Genomic DNA, 20,210 nt, shown 5'->3' on the forward strand with positions numbered 1-20,210 from the left:
GGGATAAAAATTAAAAAAGGAAATCTTGTTGCCAAGACCGCCTTATAGGTAGATGTTAAATTATGCTTAATTTTCAGGATAGGCTGAGAAATTAACTTCAGCCAAGTTCATAAACGCGTGACCTGTTAGCGAATTTTTAAAATAAAGTCTTACATATTTAGTCGCTAATGGATTTGCCAATGAATAATCCACCATAGCGCCACTAGCACGATTACTATTTGAAAAGAATTCATGAGTTACCCAATTTACTCCATCGACACTTGTTTGAATATCAAAATCCTTATATACGTTGGGCGTAGTATTATTACGATTCTGTAAACTAAAACTAGTAATCAAATGAGATTTGGGAAATTGAAATGCTCCCAATGTGGATAATCAGTAGATCCGTCATAAGGAGTGTGCCAATACGTACCTGGAACACCATCAATTAGCCCAGGTCCTCCAATACCATCTCCAATGACATTAGAAGATACATTTACAATCCAATCCGATTTAAGTGCTGCAGTATTAAAATGTATAAAAGGAGTTCCACTAACTGTCGTATATCTAGATTCGGTTCTTTCGTCTTCAATACCAGCTGTATAATATTCAATATTTGTTGGCTCGGATGGCAAACCCAAAATCAATAAGGTATCTGTATATAAATCCGATTCTTTAATGCGTGTAATTTCCTGCCCCCCACTCTATATTTAACCACAACTTTGTCCGAACGTAAAGAACGATTTGTCCAACTCAATAATGCTCCTCCGTAATACTGTTTGGCAGTCAATGTTTCACTAATCACCAAATAAGGAACAGGTGAAGGCTTAATACTAGCTGTAAATTCATACGAATTGTGATCAAACACTTTATCATTGATCTTAACTTTAAAATTATAAATATGATTTTCATCCTCAATTTCATCCAGAACAAAAGTATCAACGGTATCAACTCCAGAATTAAATTGCTTCACTACATCTTTTCCATCATAGTTATAAGAAATCGTATAAGTATACTCCCGCATCAACAGTTTGGTAAAAGAAAATCTAGCTTTTCCGCGCACACCTTCTGCAACCATATTTTCTCCAATGATATTTACTTCATAATCTTTGGGACTTACAAAAATACTATGCGTTTTACTAGAAGATTCATCCTTCCCGAAATAAGTAATATCCACTTTATATTCTTCCATATCTTCGGATTGGAATATAATATCAGGATTAAAATCTGTTACAGTAATTTCATTTACAAAATCAGCCTTAGTAATAACCACTTTGGCAGAAGTCACATTTTTGGAAACCTCTGGCCAAGTTATCCTAATTTTACGATTTAATTCTCCTTCTACAATTACATTTTCAGGTCTAGCAATGATTCTAGGTGAGCCATCATCTTCAAACATCGGAGTCTTGTCCAAAAGAATTAATTCTTCTTTCGAACATGACATAAGCATTCCCGATATAAATAGTACACTATATAATAAGCGAATACATTTCATAATTAAAATCTTATTTGGTTAGGTTATTTTTTAACATTAATAAACTCACTCTCAAAAGTATTTAACACTTTAGCTCCTTTGAGATTCCATCCTGGTTCAGGAGTAATTCTTAACCAATAGAAAATCATCGTAACATAATCTTGGCTAGTTATCAAGATATTATTTAAATCATCTGCATTACACTTTGTAGATATTAACGATACATCAGATTTGGAAATACTATTTGTTGTAAATCTTAATATTGGTTTATCAGCAATATCATTTTCGAAAGAATTATTTATAACATTATCTAATTTATAAGAACCTATTTGAGCTGAAAATAATGGATCATCATTATTAATTTCATTTATATAACATGCTAATCTAGATGCATCCCTATTATCTATTGCTTTATTGTATATTCTCAAATCTGCAAATTGTAAATCATCTTTTGCTAACGCACTACCATTATGTCCCTTTCTAACACCAATAAATAATGGCGCTGAGGTAGTAAATGTACCATTAACAGATCCAGTCGTGGTAATTGTAGCGGTATTTGCTGTTGTACCATCATTAAATAGAGTTAATTGAACTGTCTTTTCTGCTGTTTTTTTCAGTGAGAATGCAATATGATGCCATTTAAAATCGTTAATATCAGCACCAAAATTGTACTCGTATTTCACATCATCATCAAAAGTTATATAAAAAATCAGCTTATTATTCGCTGTAGCAATCCCCCAACCTTTACCTGATCCGCTATGATTCTCTCTAGAAGTTTTTCCTATCACAAACGCTTGACTTGTATGGTTGATATGCTGATTTTTCTTGAATTTAAACTCTACGCTCATTTCGCTAGAGTTGAAATTATACTCATTACCATCTGCCGCTTCTGCAACATTTGCAATATAATCATCACTCACACCAGCATATTGAGAGAAATTCGTTGAGCCTATTAGAGCCGGCTTAATTTCTTGTTTAGTAAAATTTTTATAATGTAAAATAGTAAATGTGTTTCTATCTTGGAATGCGTCAGAACCCGATGTACCATCTGGCGAACCGCCTTGGTTAGAAGTCACCATTACAATCCACTCTTCTTTGTCATAGTTTTCACGGGCAGAAAGTGCTTTCATAATCTCACCTATATAACCATCCACTTTCTCTATAGCATTAGCATACTCTTGATTTTCAACAGTAAAACCCTTACCTTGACCAGCAAAGAAAACATCACGAAATTGAACAACCATCACTTCTGGATCCTCATTGGCTAATTGAAATACCGCTGAATCCCTCGTAATTTCATCACTATTCGTAATCACTTGTGTCTCTGCTTCTACCAATAATTTAGAACTAACGGTTCCCATGAAGAAACTATTGTTGTATTGTATTCTGGTCTAGTGGCAAAGAATCTATAAAAAAATGTTGGGGCAAAAGCTATTTCAGCATGTTGATCACTAGCATCAGCTTTTGCTGTAAAAGTTTCATCTTCTACATGATGTATTGATGAATTAACACCCGTCATCATGGTGGTCCATGTTGATACAGGATTACTTTTTTCATCACTGATAGAGTTAAATGTAAACTTCCCTTTGTCTATTAATGATTGAAGATTTTTAGGTATTGATTTTTCTAGTTCACGTCCTACCAAACCATCAATAGATATAAGCAAAATTTTTCTTTGAGGAGGAGTTACTTCTTCCTCACTATCCTCAAAATACGGAGCTGGATTGTCATACACTGTACAAGAATTGTACAGTATAATCGTCCATAATAATATCAAATATTTAAAAAGATTTTTTTTCATAATTAAATTTCTTATTCGTCATAAAAAGTACCTATCTCGGCCATTGTAGCATGTACCCCACCTGCATAATTTGTAGGCTCATTGAAGTTGAAGCGAACATATCTAAATTTAGTTAGGCTTGGCAGCACTACTTCTTGACGGGTAATAACATTTGCCATATCAAAAGTTCCTAGGTTAGTCCAATTTTGATTGTCCGAAGACACTAATATTTCAACTTTACGAGAACGTCCATTCGCACTATTTTGACGCGCATAAAAGTAGAAGCCTTTTACATTCAACTCCTCATTCATATCTATAATAATATGGTGCGGAGGAGGAGGGTTAGCGCCGTTCCATTGTGTATGCCAAAAAGTGGACAAATCACCATCAATTGCCGCTACAGCTCGTCCATGAGGCCCACCCCATAGTATATGGACGAGATACTGTCGCAAAACCATTGTAAGAAATCATATTAGGCTCTTTGTCCCAACCCAAATCCGTACGGTATTGCGGACCATATGCATATTGATCAGTCAAAAAAGTTTCACCAATTCTTGCAAAGGAAGCACCTAATCGAAGTTTATTTAAGTTATCACTTGGTTTAACAAAGGATAATAAATCCAATTCGGCCGAAAGACCAGAGCTGATATACCATCTTTTATCCGGAGTGCGATTGGAAGAACCGTCCGTTCTCAATGTATAATTGATATCCAAAAAGTCTTTGTAAGTATATTTTACATTCCCAAAGAAAGAAGACAGCTTATGTTCGATATCATCTGTATAACGGTAAGTCATAAAACCTACAGGTGACAAATACCCTCCTTCACTCGCATTTACCTGAACCACATTCACTTTGATAAAATCACTTGGTCCATCATATGCTGTTGCATAATTGTATTTGTTTTTATCAGCCCAATACACGTGCCCTAAATCGAATGACAAGCTATGATTGGAAGTCAAATCGATTTTATAATTCAATCGGTTAGTTAGGTTGAAACGCTGGTTATAACCAAAATAATTCGAAACAAAATTGATTGTCTCCATCAAAGTGGTTGGCCAGAATACGTCACGGATGGATTGATTGTAATCAAAGGAGAATTGGGCTTTATAACTCAAGTTTTTTAGGATATCAAAATTCAAACTGATATATCCCTTTGTCATGTTGTTGATATTGTTATCAATGACTTTTTGATATTCATTCAAGAAGCCTTGATAAACTGATCCTCCGGGAGGAAGCGGGGTAGTTACATCTGGCAAATAGCCTGTTTCGTTGTATCTATCTCGAAAAGATTTATTTCGATCACGATCCAATCGAGTAACATTGACCATACTGGCTAAGGAAAGCCACTTGAAAGGAACCATATTAATGTAGAAAACACCATTATAGCGATCTAACTTTGTGCTTTCAGCACTTCCTGGAAGAGAATTTACACCACCATAAAATTTGAAGTTTGCCCTTTCAGAACCACCTGTAATAGACAAATTCACATTATGTGTTAAGCTATTATCGTAATAAGCTTTATGCCAATTGGTAGGTCCGTAATAATCGGTATTCGTGGAATCTCTTAAATAACCCGCATAATTTAGCTTTTGCGCTGAAGTAGCGTATTTTGCATAGAATTGTGATCTGAACCTATTTTCGTAATCGCCATTTACAGGGGTAATACTTTCTATCAGACTAGAACCTAAAAAACTATTGATGCTAATCTGTCTATCTCCAACTACAGCCTTTTTTGTGGTTATCAATACGACACCATTAGTTGCCAAAGGACCATACTGTGCTAAAATTGCTGGATCTTTGATGACTTCGATAGACTTGATATTGTCCATATCCGAAGTAGCGAATTGATTCGTTGCTGGACCAATATTGATATTATCGTATTTTTTGATGTCGTACACAAATGGGGGATCGCCAATGAGTGGAATACCATCAAGGATGTACAATGGCTGTTGATTGTGCAAATCAGACTTATAAATCAAAGGACTTTTCAACCCCCGAACTAACAAACTCTGCTCTCTACCTGGTTCGTATGTGTTTTCATTAACGATCACACCCGGAATCATTCCTTTAATAACTTGCTGCGGGGATACAAAAGGCTTCGTTTCTACAATAACCATATTTGCACTATCACCAACAGAAGTTCTCTTATTAATGGTTTGTAGCTTTTTTAAAAAATTAACAGAATCTTGATTAACTGTATCGGGTCTCAGTTTCAGCGAAGACAGCGTAATAACTTTATTCTTTCCCCAGGCTTCACTTCCAGATAGCGAGGACAAAAAGAACAAAAAACATTAAAAGTAGATGCGACTTCTATGATCTCTAACTTTGGTTAGTATAGTAATAGCTGAATAAGTTTATAATTTGATTTTTCAGATAGTTATACTGCGTTATGTATTATTATACTATGTAATACATAATCATATTCAATATTATATCTTTTTTGTTTGAATAAAAAATCTGGAAGAACATCAAACGTTTGCGCTATTTTTTTCTTTTACCACTCGCTAGTTCTAGGTATATTTTTAGAAATAAGAAAATAACAGAAATAAATTTCCTTTATCATGAACTTAATAATTAAGTTTTATTCGATAAAAAGTATTGATTTTAAGTTTTTATTCGGTATATTTATACATTAAAAGAATATTCGACATAATTTTATGAATCTAAAAGAACTATCGTCATTAGGAGTAATAGAGAATAACTTAGGAACTTCCACGGGTTCTATCTGGTTTGCTAGCGGAATCAACATTGATTCTTATTCTCCTACCAATGGAAAATATATTGCTAGCGTGGTAGCAAGTACTAAACATGAATACGAAAAAGTAATTCACGAAGCGGAGAAAGCAAAGCTATTTTGGCGAGACATTCCTGCACCTAAACGCGGTGAGATCATTCGTCAACTTGGAGATAGACTCCGTAAAGAAAAAGCAACGCTTGGCAAATTGGTATCTTATGAGATGGGCAAATCTTACCAGGAAGGACTTGGTGAAGTACAAGAGATGATTGACATTTGTGATTTTGCGGTAGGACTATCCAGACAATTGTACGGAAATACAATCCATTCCGAAAGACCTGGACACCGCATGTACGATCAATATCATCCCTTAGGGATAGTAGGTATCATTACGGCTTTCAACTTTCCTGTTGCCGTTTGGGCCTGGAATGCGGCTTTAGCTTTGGTTTGTGGGGACGTTATTGTGTGGAAACCTTCGGAAAAAACACCGTTATGTGCTGTAGCTTGTCAAAAAATCATAGCCGACATCTTGAAAGAAAATGATTTGCCTGAAGGCATTTCTTCGTTGGTAACAGGCGATGCAGATGTTGGTAAATGGATAGCTGAAGACGAAAGAATCGCACTAGTCTCTGCTACAGGCTCAACACGCATGGGTAAACAAGTGGCGGTAACTGTAGCTAATCGCCTAGGTAAATCCTTATTGGAATTAGGCGGGAACAATGCCATCATCGTAACTCCTTCGGCGGATTTAAAAATGACAATTATTGGTGCTGTTTTCGGTGCAGTCGGAACTGCCGGTCAACGTTGCACAAGTACACGCAGATTAATAGTACACGAAGAAGTTTACGATAAAGTGAAAGAATCTTTGGTCGAAGCATATAAACAAATCAAAATCGGCGATCCATTGGATAGTAATAACCATATGGGACCACTTATTGATAAGGCGGCAGTAGATATGTACCTGAAAGCTTTAGATAAAATTAAAGAAGAAGGTGGAAATATTTTAGCAGAAGGTAAAGTGCTTGAAGGAGAAGGCTATGAAAGCGGTTGCTACGTGACCCCTGTGATTGCTGAAGTAGAAAACCACTACGACATCGTTCAAACAGAGACTTTTGCCCCTATTCTTTATTTAATAAAATATACCGGAGAAGTTCAAAATGCCATTGCCTTACAAAACAATGTAAAACAAGGTTTATCCTCTGCGATAATGACGACAAATCTTCGTGAAAGCGAATTATTCTTAAGCCAGAATGGCTCTGACTGTGGTATTGCCAATGTAAACATTGGTACTTCGGGTGCTGAAATCGGTGGGGCTTTCGGTGGTGAAAAAGAAACCGGAGGTGGCCGTGAGTCGGGTTCAGATGCTTGGAAAGCGTATATGCGTAGACAAACAAACACCATTAATTACACCACAAATTTACCTTTAGCACAAGGCATAAAATTCGATTTATAAACCTAACCTAAATAAACACTACATTATGAACAAGACGCATGAAATATTAGCTCAACATATATTAGCGGATGGCTTACCATTCACTATGGACCTTAGCAAGTCCTTCAAATCGTATGTGATCGATACAGATGGAAACGAATATCTGGATATGTTCAGCATGTTTGCATCCTCTCCTATCGGCTACAATCATCCTTATATTTTAGAAAACTCGAAACAATTAGAGGCAGCGGCTATCAACAAATTAGCGTTGTCTGATATTTATACAGAGAGCTATGCGGAATTTTTAAAAACTTTTGAACGTGTAGCAATACCCAAAGAATTAAGCTATGCTTTCTTTATAGACGGTGGAACCTTAGCTGTAGAAAATGCCTTGAAAGTGGCTTTCGACTGGAAAACAAGACTTAATCTAAGTAAAGGAATCGAGAAAGAAGCTTCCCAAGTCATTCATTTCAAACAAGCATTCCATGGAAGATCCGGATATACCCTGTCTTTGACTAATACGAAGGACCCGCGTAAATATCAATACTTTCCAAAATTTGATTGGCCGCGTATTATAAACCCAAAACTTCATTTCCCGATTACGGAAGAAAATTTGATTGCAACGATAGCAATCGAGAATCAAGCTTTAGTTCAGATTAATGAAGCTATCTCTAAAAATCCTACGGACGTAGCCTGCCTTATTATTGAATCTATTCAGGCTGAAGGAGGTGATAATCATTTTCGTAAGGAGTTTTTCCAAGAACTGCGTCGCATCTGTGATGAGCATGATATTTTGCTGATCTTGGACGAAGTCCAAACAGGTATCGGGATGACGGGTAAAATGTGGTGTTATGAACATTACGACATTATTCCAGACATCATTGCCTTTGGTAAGAAAACTCAAGTGTGCGGTATCTTAGCTAATCGTGAAAAAATCGATAGAGTAGAAAAGAATGTTTTTAAAGAATCAAGCCGTATCAATTCGACTTTTGGTGGAAACTTGGTAGATATGGTGCGTTTCAAATTGATTCTAGAAGTCATAGAAAAAGAAAACCTTGTTGCTAAAGCAGATGAAATGGGTAAATATTTGCTTCAGCAAATAACGAAATTAGTTGAAGAACATCCTCGCTTATCTAATCCACGTGGAAAAGGTCTTTTATGTGCATTTGATTTTGACACCGTAGAAAATCGAGATGCTTTCATTAATAAAACCATGGAAAACAAACTTCTGATTTTAGGCTGTGGTGAGAAAAGTGTGCGTTTCAGACCGCATCTAACGGTAACCGTAGAGGATATCGATAAAACCTTCGAAATTGTTCGTAAATCATTATAACAAAATCGGCGTTCAAATTGGACGCCGATTTTTATTTAAACTAAAAAATTATCTTGCTCCACTGCTCTTGAAACCTCTTATCATCTAAATAATCATATGCGGATGTTTTAAGTTTTTTAATAATAGCTTCTTTTGATTCAGGAACTACTTTTTTCTTTTTGGTCAGCGTCGAAGAAACTACATCATTATTAAGCTCTACTTTAGTAGCAAACATGTTGATATTGAAAGAAGGAATGGACACGCCGAGAATGGTACCAGGTAAACCCTGAATCAACTCTGGTCCAGCTGGCGCTTCTAATTGATTCGTAAAAAAAGCCACAACGTATATCGAATCCTGAATCAACCCGTTTGCACGTCGACAGTCATACCCTGCAATATTGCGATATTCGTCTGTGTATTTCCATTTCACATAAGGAACTGAATCTGCCAAAATCAATTCTTCATCCCCAAAAGGAAGCAACTTGTGAAAGATTCCTTTGTCATAATTGACATAGGTTTTGGTTTCTGCTCTTAAGGGAATATACCACATCGCATTACGATAAGTCGAGGGATAGTCTTCCTTCACCGTCTCAAATACCGTTTCCATACCATTAAATTTTAAAGTATGATGGGTAACCAGTTCGGTAGGACCATGTTTTTGCAGATAATCTAACGTACTTTTGTCCCAGAAATCAATATCCGCCTTACTGCCCAATTTTTTCTTTAGGTAGTTTTGTAAATGAAATTTGCGTTCATAAGTAACTGTGCCACTTACAGGGAAATATGCATATTGAGCACTTACTTTTTCAAAACACAATATTGTTAGCATTATATAGAATAGCTGCTTCATCTTAATTATCTCCTTTCATTGTTGTAAAATTGTAAATCAACTTAAACATACCGTATCTTCTCAACGCATCATTAGTAGATTGTGAGAAGGTATAACCTGATTGATATCTTCTGACACCTGTATTTTTATTTAATAAATCATTCACAAAAAATTGTGCTTCTAGAGATTTATCCTTCAAGAATTTTTTAGATACATAACCTGAGACATTGACCACATTGAATTCTGGTAAAGTTTTAGTAGCCGCTTCATGTGATTGCTGCATATTCATTACTATTTTATAATCTTTAGGGAATGTATAACTCAAATCTAAATATGAACTCAATATAAAATTATTGATATCCAAATCAGGCTGTAATGTGGATTTTGAAATACGGTAACCCGGACTTATATTCGCATGAAAAGACCATTTGTTAGCTTTATAGGTACTAAAGCCTATATTTGGACTCAACGAATAGTTTTCTGTATTATTGAGTTGTGAATCTGTGTTTGGCAACGCCAAATAATTATAGTTATTCTGATAACCCAAATTAGCTCCAACATTCATACTTAAGGCAATTTTTTTCCAAATAGGTCGACGGTATCCCCCATACATACTTGATGAAATGTTTGATTTATTCACATTCACATATTTAATATCTCTTTTCCCTGTTTCAGTATAAAAAGTAACTTTACTATTTATTGGATTTATATATTGGTTAAAATCAGCTCCGAAATATACACTTATATCTTTCAACTGTTTGTACGAATTGAAATATCCATATATGCTATTATTGAATCCTGATTCTAGGTCTGGATTATCCAAAAAGTTGACTAAAGGATTATCATTTTGTTTTAATGGTTCAAATTGTCCCAAATCGGGTTGTACCGTACGACCATAGTAACTCAAATACAAACTTTTGCTTTTAGTTATTTGGTAATTCAGTGAAACCGAAGGATTAACAATGACTTGATCTCTATTTAACGCATGATTGAGGTTGTTATAATTTCTTTTTAGCGATTCGAAAGAAAGCGTATTACTCATATTTAGCGTGAATTTGGTCTTTTTAAAATTCACCCCTGTATTAACAGAATTTCTGAAGTTGCTATTATCAAAGTCATTTAAAAGACTTTGGTCAAGAATATCATATTTACCCGTTCCTTCATTTTTGTTAAATGATTGATTCAAAGTGTACGAATCAATTTTTCCTATGGTATACCCAATGGTAGCAGTAAGATCCTTTGTCAATGGCTCCGTATAATTAAGGGAAGCATTTACGTTCCTATTCTCCCAAACATTATTTTTTAATTGATCAATTAATAAAGAATCATTTGTTTGATATAAATTCGATTTCGAAAAATAATTAGATACACCATCTGTGTTATTAGAAGAAATAGAAGTATTTAAGGTCAATGATCTTCTCAATTTTTTGAAACGTTTGGTAAACATAACGTTAGCATTCAACGTCTCATTTATACTCGTATTATCATTGGTTGAATAGATATCATTCAAAAGCTTATCCTCCAAATTTCGTTCTAATGAATTATTCCTGCTGAAATTATCTCTATTAATTTTGTTGTAACCAAACTTTAAAGTCATATCAGATGTGGAATCAACTTTCAAATCATAACGCATATTTGCATTATGTGATGTGTTTTCGTTCAATGAAAAACCAGTGGATTGTTGAATACTAGCCAACTGCGGAAGGTTATTTTGTACAAAGCTTCCACTATTATTTTCCACTTCCATTTGTCCTCTTCGGTAATTCACGTTTAATTTATGTTTATCACCTTTGAACTTGTCTGTATAGCTAGCTCCTAAATTCAAGGCATTAGGAACACCATTACCTCTATAAGCACCAGACCAAGAATCCATTCCATCACTTGATCCAGATGAACTAAAGTAATAACCTCCATCTTCCATCATTTCTAGACCACCCTCTGCACCATATTTTTGTCCATCCTCAAACCCAAGACTGACCATCCCATCATTAGCTGATATGGCATAAGCGGCGATTTTTTGGGCTCCTTTAAACTTATTGACCATACCTTTTACGCCATAGTAATTATCTGCCCCATACCCACTCAACACCTGCCCAAAAGCACCTTTCTTTTTATCTTCTTTTAAAGTAATATTAACTGTTTGTGTTCGCTCGCCATCATCCACTCCTGTGCGATCGTTCAAATCTGATTTTTTTTCATAAACCTGCACCTTGTCCACCATATCCGCACGGATATTTTTTGTTATTAATGTAGGATCATTACCAAAAAACTCTTCCCCGTCCAACAGCACCTTCTTGACTTCTTTTCCTTGCGCTGTAATTTTTCCATCAGCATCAATTGTCATTCCGGGCAACACTTTAAGCAAATCTTCGACTTTTGCATCCTTATCTACTTTAAAACTTGCGGCATTATATTCAATAGTATCTCCTTTGATGATAATGGGAAGTTTTCCAGTCACCGCAACTTCTTCGAGCAATAAAAAAGCCTTAGATAATTTTATCTGTCCCAAATTTTGATCCTCAAGGATATGCACATCTTGTACATAATCCGCATATTGAGGATAAGATACAATCATCTTGTATTGACCTGTGTCTAATTTTGGAATAGTAAAATTTCCACTTTCATTCGTTCGGGAAAATTTCATAAGGATGGAATCTTTGGGATTCAATAAGGCAATAGTAGCTTTTTGTAATTTAACATTGTCCATAGCATCCGCAATTGTTCCTGATAATTTGATTTGAGCAAACGAAGAAGAAATGCTGAAAAATAGAACAAATGCCAAAAAAGACATTAATTGATTAGAATTCATTCAATTGGCGCATTAAGTTTATAATGGATAAAACTAAAAATTTAGTTGTTAACATTTATTAAAAAACAGTTAAATTTTAATTCTTTAACTATTTTTAACAATATAAACTAAGAGATATTATTTTTGAATGATGCCATTTTAAATCAAATTCCATAAAAAAGTGCTGTATAACTACAGCACTTTAAAAAATTTTATTAATACCCTGGCAACGGTACATAGCCATCATCACCAGGGACGGTTGGAAATTGGTGATTTTTCCAACGTTCTTTAGCTTCTTCGATCGTTTGCTTATCTGTCGCTACAAAATTCCAATAGATAAATCGTTCTTCAGGAAATGGTTCTCCACCAAAAATATAAACGGTCGTATTAGCTTTCATAGTGAATGAACACAAATGTGCATCTTTGGTAATCAAAATTTGCTTTGCACCATATTGATGTCCGTTACTTTCGATTTCCCCTTCCAAAATATACAAGCCACTTTCGCCATATAATTCTCCACGAATATCAATCAATGCTTCCTCCGTAGTTTTTATTTCTATCATGTACAATTTGCTATACACAGGCACTGGCGATTTTTTACCGAAGGCCTCACCAGCGACTAGTTTATATTTTACGCCATTTTCTTCCCAAGCAGGAATGTCCTTTGCTTCGGTGTGATGAAATTCGGGTTCCATAAATTCTAATGCTTTGGGTAAAGCCACCCAAATTTGTAAACCATGAAGAAATTTATCACGCTGACGCAAATGTTCAGGAGTACGTTCGGAATGTGTCACGCCCTTTCCCCCTGTCATCCAATTCACAGCTCCCGGCGTAATTTCCATAGCTGTACCCAAACTATCGCGATGAAAAATAGAACCTTCAAAAAGATAAGTTAAAGTTGAAAGTCCAATATGTGGATGCGGACCAATATCTAAATTTTCGTGATCTGCCAAACATGCAGGTCCCATATGATCTATGAAAACAAATGGACCTATAGAACGTTTTTGACGGAATGGCAGCAGCCTTCCTACCAAGAAATTACCAATATTCGCAGCAGTCTCTTCTCTGATGAAATCAATGTTTGACATAGTTCAAAAATTTTAACCTAAAAATAGTTAAAATTTCTGAAGGTACTGAAAGATTAAATTCGCAGCCAAACGTGCAGTTCGTTCATCCAAATCAAAGCGCGGATTGAGTTCGGCAATATCAAGATTTATTAACTTGGGTTGTTGATAGATAAAATCCAACATATTATAGAAAGTAACATCGGGAATTATTCCATTATATGCTACAGCACTTACGCCAGGAGCAAAAGCTGCCGAAAATGCATCCATATCAATGGTTAAGTACAATTCATCTACTTGATCAGCAAAGTGTTTTATTTTATTTTGAATAGACGCTAAGTTTTCAGCATAGATCTCATTAGAATTAATAATTTCTACACCTTGAGTTTGGGCATAATCAATCAAACCTTTTGTATTTGAAATTTCTTGAATTCCTATAGCTAAGTATTTCAGCTTTTCACCATTATCAAATAATTCTTTATTCAATTGATAGAAGCTCGTTCCCGAATTTCCCTTCCCATCGAGCAAGGGACGCATATCTAAATGCGCATCTAAATTAATTATACCAGTTTTTCTATTAGGCTGATGAAGTCCCTTAAAATGACCGTAAGTAATTTCATGACCACCACCTATTAAAAGTGGTTTTCCTCCAAGAGTTCTGATTTTTTGAACAGCCATAACTAAAGCTTCTTGTGCTGATTCTAAATCGTAACCATTGGTATTTATATTTCCAGCGTCCACTAAAGCAATTTCTGGAATAAAATGTACTGGTAGATTGGCTAATATTTTCCGTAAATAATCAGGAGCCGCTTTTGCGCCTTCACGACCTTGATTTCGGCGTACTCCTTCATCACAACAAAAACCTAAAATCACTACTGCATTATCTAAAGATTGAACCTCATTTAAATCTACACAGGAAACTATCTGATGCCACCGCTGAAATCCCGGTTGTTCACCATCAATTCTACCTTTCCATAAAGAAGAATCAGTCTTAGTATATAAATTTTTGAATGTATCCATTACGAAAAGATTTTTTCCAACAATGAAGTATCTACCAATTGGGCTTTTGTGATTTTCAAACTGTGCGTTCTTTCTAATTCGGTTTCAATAGCTTCCATAGCTTCCTTATTCCTAGCCCAAGCACGACGTGCTATACCATTATTAACATCGAAGAACAGCATTTGTTTCAATTTTTCATCAGCCTCTTCAGTCCCATCCAAGACCATTCCAAAACCTCCATTGATCACTTCGCCCCAGCCGACACCACCGCCATTATGAATAGACACCCACGTTGCACCTCTGAAACTATCACCAATAACATTGTGAATAGCCATATCTGCCGTAAATCGACTGCCATCGTAGATGTTGCTTGTCTCACGATAAGGAGAATCTGTTCCACTAACATCATGATGATCTCTTCCTAATACTACTGGAGCTTTAACTCTACCATTTCGTACCGCAGCATTAAAAGCTTCTGCAATTCGCATACGTCCTAAAGCATCCGCATACAATATCCGAGCTTGTGAACCTACGACCAACTTATTTTGTTCCGCTTCGCGAATCCATTGGATATTATCATCCATTTGCTGCGCGATATTCTGTGAAGCTCCCTCTCTTAATTCTAATAAAACTTCTAAAGCCAATTTATCCGTTAAACGCAAATCATCTGCATCGCCTGAGGTACACACCCAACGGAAAGGACCAAATCCATAATCAAAACACATAGGTCCCAAAATATCTTGGACATAAGAGGGGTATTTGAAAGTTAGACCATCTGGAGCCATCACATCTGCTTCTGCTCGGCTTGCTTCCAATAAGAATGCATTACCATAATCAAAAAAGTAGGTTCCACGAGAAGCATGCTTATTTATAATTGCTGCATGCCTGATAAGTGTATTCTGAACTTCTGCTTTGAATTTTTCAGGATGATTCGCAATTAAATCATTCGATTCTTCATATGATAATCCAACAGGATAATAACCACCCGACCATGGATTGTGCAACGAAGTTTGGTCTGAGCCAACCGTAATGTGAATATTTTGGGCATAAAATTCTTCCCAAATATCCACTACATTTCCTACATAAGCTAAAGAAACGACCTCTTTATTGATAATAGCTTGTTTTACTCGAGCTGTCAATTCATCCAATGTGTAAAATAACTCATCCACCCAACCTTGTTCATGTCTTTTATTAGCAGCGACAGGATTAACTTCCGCACAAACCGTAATACAGCCGGCAATATTTCCCGCTTTGGGTTGCGCACCACTCATTCCACCCAATCCAGAGGTCACAAAAACTTTTCCTTTAATATTTTCTCCTGCTTGCAGAACTTTTCGAAAAGCATTCATTACTGTGATAGTCGTGCCATGCACAATACCTTGCGGACCAATATACATATACGAACCAGCTGTCATTTGACCATATTGAGTTACACCCAAGGCGTTAAATCGTTCCCAATCATCAGGTTTGGAATAATTCGGAATCATCATGCCGTTAGTTACCACTACTCGAGGTGCGTTTTTAGAAGATGGAAACAATCCCATAGGATGACCAGAGTACATATGCAGAGTCTGCTCTTCTGTCATTTCAGCCAGATATTTCATCGTCAGGAGATATTGTGCCCAGTTTTGGAATACAGCTCCATTTCCCCCGTAGGTAATCAATTCGTGGGGGTGCTGGGCTACAGCTGGATCTAGATTATTTTGAATCATTAGCATAATAGCCGCTGCTTGTTGGCATTTGGCAGGATATTCCGAAATAGGCCGCGCGTACATTTCATATTCTGGACGAAAACGATACATATAAATTCGTCCATATGTTCTTAATTCGGCTAAAAACTCAGCGCCCAGCTCTTCGTGCCATTCCTTTTTGAAATAACGCAACGCATTTTGAACGGCTAATTTTTCTTCTTCCAAAGAAAGGATAGCCTTACGTTTTGGCGCATGACTTACACTTTCATCACGTTCCTTTTTAGGAGGTAAAATAGTTGGAATTCCTTGTAATATCTGTTGTTGAAATGTTGTCATAAGAACAAATTAAGCTTGTTGAGAATACACTTCTTGTCCATTTTTCCATACGGAAGAAGGTTGCAAAGCACCTTGTAGATAGGTAATGTTTTGATAATTATTGGTCGAATAAAGGGTAAAATCGGCTAATTGCCCTTCTACTAATCGACCTCTGTCCGACAATCGTAAAGCATGAGCTGCTCGATAAGTAAGCGCAGCTAAAACCTCAGCATTACTTAATTTTTGCATCGTAGCCAAAATGCTAGCCGACGCCACTAACTGCCCCATCGGTGCAGAACCGGGATTCCAATCTGTTGCGATAGCCAACGAAGCACCTGCATCCAGTAAAGCCCTTGCAGGTGTAAAAGCACAGCCCAATCCTATGGAAGCTGCTGGCAAAGCCACCGCAACAACGTCCGAAGCCGCTAATAATTGAATTTCCCTTTCTGTGGAAGCTTCCAAGTGATCAGCCGAAACGGCTCCAACTTCTACCGCCAAAGCTGAACCCGAAGTCGTAAACTGATCTGCATGTAATGTAATATCAAAAACCCATTCATTAGCTTTCGCTAAATAGTTTCGTATTTCTTCAGCTGAAAAAGCAGATTGTTCGATAAAAGCATCAATTCTATTGGTCAGATTTTCCGCTTTTATTATTGGGAATAATTCTTGAATATATTTTAAATATTCTTCCGAAGTTCCTTCGAAATCTCTCGGTGTCATATGTGCTGCCAAACAAGTCGGAATTAAATCTACTGCAGTTTGTTTGTTAGCTTCCTTAATCGCCCGTAGTGTTTTCACTTCCTGTTCTACATTCAAGCCATATCCACTTTTGACTTCAACTGTTGTAATACCTTGTTGCAAAAGACTGTTTGCACGCATGACGATTAATTGCGTGAGGAGTTCCTCATCACAAGCTCTAGTATGTTGTACCGTACTCCAAATTCCACCACCTGCTGCGGCTATTTCTAAATAGGAACTTCCTGCATTCCGCAAGGCAAAATCGTTCGCACGATTACCTGCAAAAGCAATATGCGTATGACAATCTACATATGAGGGAAGACAAACCATATCGGCCTCCAATATGACTTGTTCTACATGTTTATATTTTTCTTCCAGCAGTTGATAATCCCCCACCTCCACGATATATTCATTTTCAATATAAAGTCCCGCATGGGAAATAATTTCCAATTGATTATCAGCTAACGCCCCTTTCAAGGGTAAAGCGCGCATGGTCAAAAGCTGTGAGATAGGACCAATTAGTTTTTTCATCTTAATAATTATCAAAATAATCCCCGTAGATTTCTTTATAAGGTGCTCCTTCTTGGGTTGCTACTTTCTTGGCTATCGCCAACAATTCGCCTGATTTCAACATATTTAATCCCGCATCCAAAATATCCTGCATCGGTTGGTCTTCTTCCAAATGTGGAATTCGGGTCCGTATATGTTGATGAATCTGCTCAATAATTGGTGTAGAAACTAATGGATAGTGGAAATCTTTGGCCTGCGCCGCACAAAGCAGCTCTATACTCAAGATCTTATCCACATTGTCGATAACTTGTAATAGCCTTCTTCCAGAAATCGAGCCCATACTCACATGGTCTTCCTGCCCCAACGAAGTTGGAATACTATCGGCACTTGATGGAAAACACAAACCCTTATTTTCACTAGCAATTGCTGCGGTCGTGTATTGTAAAATCATAAAACCTGAGTTTAACCCAGTCACTTTCATCAACAATTTCGGTACACCATTGGTTTCTCCTTCCAATGAGAGATATACTCTTCTGTCAGAAATATTTCCTATCTCCGAAACTGCCAACGTCGCATAATCCATAGGCAAAGCAATTGGTTGGCCATGAAACGAGCCTCCACTAATGGTCAATTCATCATTGATAATAATGGGATTATCCGTCACGGCATTGATTTCCGTTTCAATAATATCCTTCAGATGCAACCAAGCATTTCGAGACGCACCATGTACTTGTGGAATACAACGTAACGAATAAGGGTCCTGCACCCGCGAACAATTTTTATGTGATTCTAAAATAGATGACCCCGATAGCAGATTAAAAATCTTTGAAGCCACATACGAGTTTCCTTTATAATCACGCAATTGGTGTAACTCTTTAAAAAAAGGTTTAATCGAACCATTCAAACCTTCAATCATCAGCGTAGCAACTAAATCCGCGGTATCCAACACACGACTCATTTCGACCACAGCTTTGACTGCATGAGCCGCCATAAATTGTGTCCCATTTATTAAAGCTAAACCTTCTTTTGCACCGAGTTGAACTGGTTGCAATTCGAATTCATTCAATACATCTACCGTATTTCGTATGTCATTCTTATAATAAACTTTACCTAATCCAATCAAGGGTAAAAATAAATGTGACAACGGAGCCAAATCTCCCGAAGCCCCTACCGAACCTTGTTTCGGAACTACGGGAATAACATCTTGCTCAATATGCCAGATTATACGCTGAACCGTTGTTAATTGTACGCCTGAAAATCCTTTGGCTAGAGCATGAACTTTCAGAATAAGCATTAATTTCGAAAGCTCTTTATCAATAGGTTCTCCTAATCCTACGGCGTGACTTTTCAATATATTCTCTTGCAGTTTTCGGGTATCATCGGCATCAATTAAGGTCGTGCACAAGGGACCAAATCCTGTGTTGATACCATACACGACATCACCTTTATCCACAATCTTTTGCACATATGCCGCACTGCGATTGATATTTTCAATCGTTTCTGTTGATAAATTACCTTGTATTTCGCCCCTTGCAATCGCAATTGCGATAGAGCTTTTTAAATAATCGTCACCGTATTTGAAAGTTTTCATAGTCTTTAAGCTTACTATATCAAAATTACTTGCTACTTTTGATAACTAGTAATACTAATTACATCAATAATTGATAACTATGAATTATCAAATAGAACTCCGTCATTTACATTATTTTCATGTATTGGCAGAAGAATTACACTTCAGAAAAGCAGCAGAAAGATTATTTATTTCCCAACCGGGTTTGACCCGGCAAATCAAACAAATGGAAGAAATTTATAAAACGACCTTGTTTGAACGTGGAAAACGCACCGTCAAACTGACCGAGGCTGGACAATATCTAAAGCAAGAAGTGGAAATGCTGTTTAATCAGCTGAATAATATGCACACGCAGGTGCAAAAAATTGGCGAGGGAAAAATAACCACGCTCAAATTGGGTTTTATTGGTTCTGCCGTACAAACCATTCTTCCAGAATTGTTGGTAAAATTGAAAGCAAAACAACCTCTAATCGATGTAACGCTAAACGAACTGAGCAACGAAATACAAATGGAGATGTTGCTCAAAAATGAGCTTGACTTTGGTTTTGTTCGTACGGAAAGCTATCCACTCGATATTGCGACATTACCTATCTTAACCGAAAACTTTGCCTTAGTAGTTCCGAAAAATCATCTACTAAGCAATAAGAAGAAAATTAACTTACTTGATTTTAAAGAAGAATCCTTTATTCTATTTTCAAAACAGTACAGCGCTTCATATTACGACCTCGTCATGAGTATTTTTAGAGATCATCAATTTGAGCCAAAAGTTGCCCTTCGCACGGTAAATGCTTTGTCTATTTTTAATCTTGTCTCACAAGGTTTAGGGATTGCTATTGTGCCTTCTTCCTTAAAGAAAGGATATAATGCGGATGTGGATTTTATTGAACTCACACACATTCCACAGCGAACCACTCTTTATTTGGCCTGGAGTCAAGAAAACAGAAACCCTGGAATTCAATTGTTTATTGACATATTAAAGGATATAAAAAAATAA

Annotated in this window: 17 protein-coding genes; 3 read left to right on the top strand and 14 right to left on the bottom strand. The window is 36.5% G+C overall.

Annotation, left to right across the window (positions count from 1 at the left end; translation table 11 throughout):
• Positions 1-66 precede the first annotated feature (66 nt).
• The 7 genes from G5B32_RS08810 to G5B32_RS08840 all read right to left on the bottom strand — a co-directional run bounded on the left by G5B32_RS08810 (position 67) and on the right by G5B32_RS08840 (position 5,351).
• Positions 67-336, bottom strand: a complete 270-nt coding sequence (locus G5B32_RS08810; RefSeq protein ID WP_165291178.1) for a discoidin domain-containing protein — start codon at positions 334-336, stop codon at positions 67-69.
• On the bottom strand, positions 333-620 hold the full coding sequence (locus tag G5B32_RS08815; protein WP_165291179.1) for a hypothetical protein: 288 nt from the start codon (positions 618-620) through the stop codon (positions 333-335). Before G5B32_RS08815 ends, G5B32_RS08810 begins: the two co-directional genes overlap by 4 nt.
• Before the next feature lie 2 nt (positions 621-622).
• Positions 623-1,423, bottom strand: a complete 801-nt coding sequence (locus G5B32_RS08820; protein ID WP_165291180.1) for a hypothetical protein — start codon at positions 1,421-1,423, stop codon at positions 623-625.
• 74 nt (positions 1,424-1,497) lie between these two features.
• The gene (locus tag G5B32_RS08825; protein WP_165291181.1) at positions 1,498-2,814 is read right to left on the bottom strand and encodes a LamG-like jellyroll fold domain-containing protein; all 1,317 of its coding nucleotides are present in this window, start codon (positions 2,812-2,814) and stop codon (positions 1,498-1,500) included.
• Complete coding sequence (locus G5B32_RS08830; RefSeq protein WP_165291182.1) at positions 2,784-3,254, bottom strand: hypothetical protein; 471 nt, start codon at positions 3,252-3,254, stop codon at positions 2,784-2,786. The genes G5B32_RS08825 and G5B32_RS08830 overlap by 31 nt, the downstream gene beginning before the upstream one ends.
• A gap of 11 nt (positions 3,255-3,265) precedes the next feature.
• Positions 3,266-3,685 (bottom strand): discoidin domain-containing protein, encoded by a 420-nt coding sequence (locus G5B32_RS08835; RefSeq protein ID WP_206366854.1) that lies wholly within the window; start codon positions 3,683-3,685, stop codon positions 3,266-3,268.
• Positions 3,621-5,351, bottom strand: coding sequence for a TonB-dependent receptor plug domain-containing protein (locus tag G5B32_RS08840; protein ID WP_206366855.1), 1,731 nt, complete (start codon positions 5,349-5,351; stop codon positions 3,621-3,623). Before G5B32_RS08840 ends, G5B32_RS08835 begins: the two co-directional genes overlap by 65 nt.
• Positions 5,352-5,891: 540 nt before the next feature.
• On the opposite strand from G5B32_RS08840, the gene G5B32_RS08845 reads away from it, so the two are divergent.
• Positions 5,892-7,421 (top strand): aldehyde dehydrogenase family protein, encoded by a 1,530-nt coding sequence (locus G5B32_RS08845; protein WP_165291185.1) that lies wholly within the window; start codon positions 5,892-5,894, stop codon positions 7,419-7,421.
• Between the two features lie 25 nt (positions 7,422-7,446).
• Positions 7,447-8,733: an L-lysine 6-transaminase gene (gene lat / locus G5B32_RS08850; protein ID WP_165291186.1), complete on the top strand. Its 1,287-nt coding sequence runs from the start codon at positions 7,447-7,449 to the stop codon at positions 8,731-8,733.
• 40 nt (positions 8,734-8,773) lie between these two features.
• On the opposite strand, the gene G5B32_RS08855 is transcribed toward lat, so the two are convergent.
• From G5B32_RS08855 to hutH, 7 genes are all read right to left on the bottom strand, one after another.
• Positions 8,774-9,541, bottom strand: coding sequence for a GLPGLI family protein (locus tag G5B32_RS08855; RefSeq protein WP_240899034.1), 768 nt, complete (start codon positions 9,539-9,541; stop codon positions 8,774-8,776).
• A 22-nt stretch (positions 9,542-9,563) separates the two neighbouring features.
• Positions 9,564-12,350: an outer membrane beta-barrel protein gene (locus tag G5B32_RS08860; protein WP_165291188.1), complete on the bottom strand. Its 2,787-nt coding sequence runs from the start codon at positions 12,348-12,350 to the stop codon at positions 9,564-9,566.
• A 194-nt stretch (positions 12,351-12,544) separates the two neighbouring features.
• Positions 12,545-13,417 carry a pirin family protein gene (locus G5B32_RS08865; protein ID WP_165291189.1) on the bottom strand — a complete coding sequence of 291 codons (873 nt, stop codon included), beginning with the start codon at positions 13,415-13,417 and terminating at the stop codon, positions 12,545-12,547.
• A 27-nt stretch (positions 13,418-13,444) separates the two neighbouring features.
• Positions 13,445-14,413 (bottom strand): formimidoylglutamase, encoded by a 969-nt coding sequence (gene hutG / locus G5B32_RS08870; protein WP_165291190.1) that lies wholly within the window; start codon positions 14,411-14,413, stop codon positions 13,445-13,447.
• A complete protein-coding gene (locus G5B32_RS08875) occupies positions 14,413-16,419 on the bottom strand; it encodes a urocanate hydratase (protein WP_165291191.1) in 2,007 nt (668 codons plus the stop codon). Before G5B32_RS08875 ends, hutG begins: the two co-directional genes overlap by 1 nt.
• A gap of 9 nt (positions 16,420-16,428) precedes the next feature.
• Complete coding sequence (gene hutI / locus G5B32_RS08880; RefSeq protein WP_165291192.1) at positions 16,429-17,667, bottom strand: imidazolonepropionase; 1,239 nt, start codon at positions 17,665-17,667, stop codon at positions 16,429-16,431.
• A 1-nt stretch (position 17,668) separates the two neighbouring features.
• The gene (gene hutH / locus G5B32_RS08885) at positions 17,669-19,237 is read right to left on the bottom strand and encodes a histidine ammonia-lyase (protein WP_165291193.1); all 1,569 of its coding nucleotides are present in this window, start codon (positions 19,235-19,237) and stop codon (positions 17,669-17,671) included.
• Between the two features lie 79 nt (positions 19,238-19,316).
• On the opposite strand from hutH, the gene G5B32_RS08890 reads away from it, so the two are divergent.
• Positions 19,317-20,210 (top strand): LysR family transcriptional regulator, encoded by an 894-nt coding sequence (locus G5B32_RS08890; RefSeq protein WP_165291194.1) that lies wholly within the window; start codon positions 19,317-19,319, stop codon positions 20,208-20,210.

Source organism: Sphingobacterium sp. SGL-16, from assembly GCF_011043515.1.
Classification (GTDB): domain Bacteria; phylum Bacteroidota; class Bacteroidia; order Sphingobacteriales; family Sphingobacteriaceae; genus Sphingobacterium; species Sphingobacterium litopenaei.

Bases quoted from the DNA above. Each gene is read 5' to 3' on its own strand.
- G5B32_RS08820 (WP_165291180.1), bottom strand. From the start codon at position 1,423: ATGTCATGTTCGAAAGAAGAATTAATTCTTTTGGACAAGACTCCGATG.
- G5B32_RS08825 (WP_165291181.1), bottom strand. From the start codon at position 2,814: ATGGGAACCGTTAGTTCTAAATTATTGGTAGAAGCAGAGACACAAGTG.
- G5B32_RS08830 (WP_165291182.1), bottom strand. From the start codon at position 3,254: ATGAAAAAAAATCTTTTTAAATATTTGATATTATTATGGACGATTATA.
- G5B32_RS08840 (WP_206366855.1), bottom strand. From the start codon at position 5,351: ATGGTTATTGTAGAAACGAAGCCTTTTGTATCCCCGCAGCAAGTTATT.
- G5B32_RS08845 (WP_165291185.1), top strand. From the start codon at position 5,892: ATGAATCTAAAAGAACTATCGTCATTAGGAGTAATAGAGAATAACTTA.
- lat (WP_165291186.1), top strand. From the start codon at position 7,447: ATGAACAAGACGCATGAAATATTAGCTCAACATATATTAGCGGATGGC.
- G5B32_RS08855 (WP_240899034.1), bottom strand. From the start codon at position 9,541: ATGCTAACAATATTGTGTTTTGAAAAAGTAAGTGCTCAATATGCATAT.
- G5B32_RS08860 (WP_165291188.1), bottom strand. From the start codon at position 12,350: ATGAATTCTAATCAATTAATGTCTTTTTTGGCATTTGTTCTATTTTTC.
- G5B32_RS08865 (WP_165291189.1), bottom strand. From the start codon at position 13,417: ATGTCAAACATTGATTTCATCAGAGAAGAGACTGCTGCGAATATTGGT.
- hutG (WP_165291190.1), bottom strand. From the start codon at position 14,413: ATGGATACATTCAAAAATTTATATACTAAGACTGATTCTTCTTTATGG.
- G5B32_RS08875 (WP_165291191.1), bottom strand. From the start codon at position 16,419: ATGACAACATTTCAACAACAGATATTACAAGGAATTCCAACTATTTTA.
- hutI (WP_165291192.1), bottom strand. From the start codon at position 17,667: ATGAAAAAACTAATTGGTCCTATCTCACAGCTTTTGACCATGCGCGCT.
- hutH (WP_165291193.1), bottom strand. From the start codon at position 19,237: ATGAAAACTTTCAAATACGGTGACGATTATTTAAAAAGCTCTATCGCA.
- G5B32_RS08890 (WP_165291194.1), top strand. From the start codon at position 19,317: ATGAATTATCAAATAGAACTCCGTCATTTACATTATTTTCATGTATTG.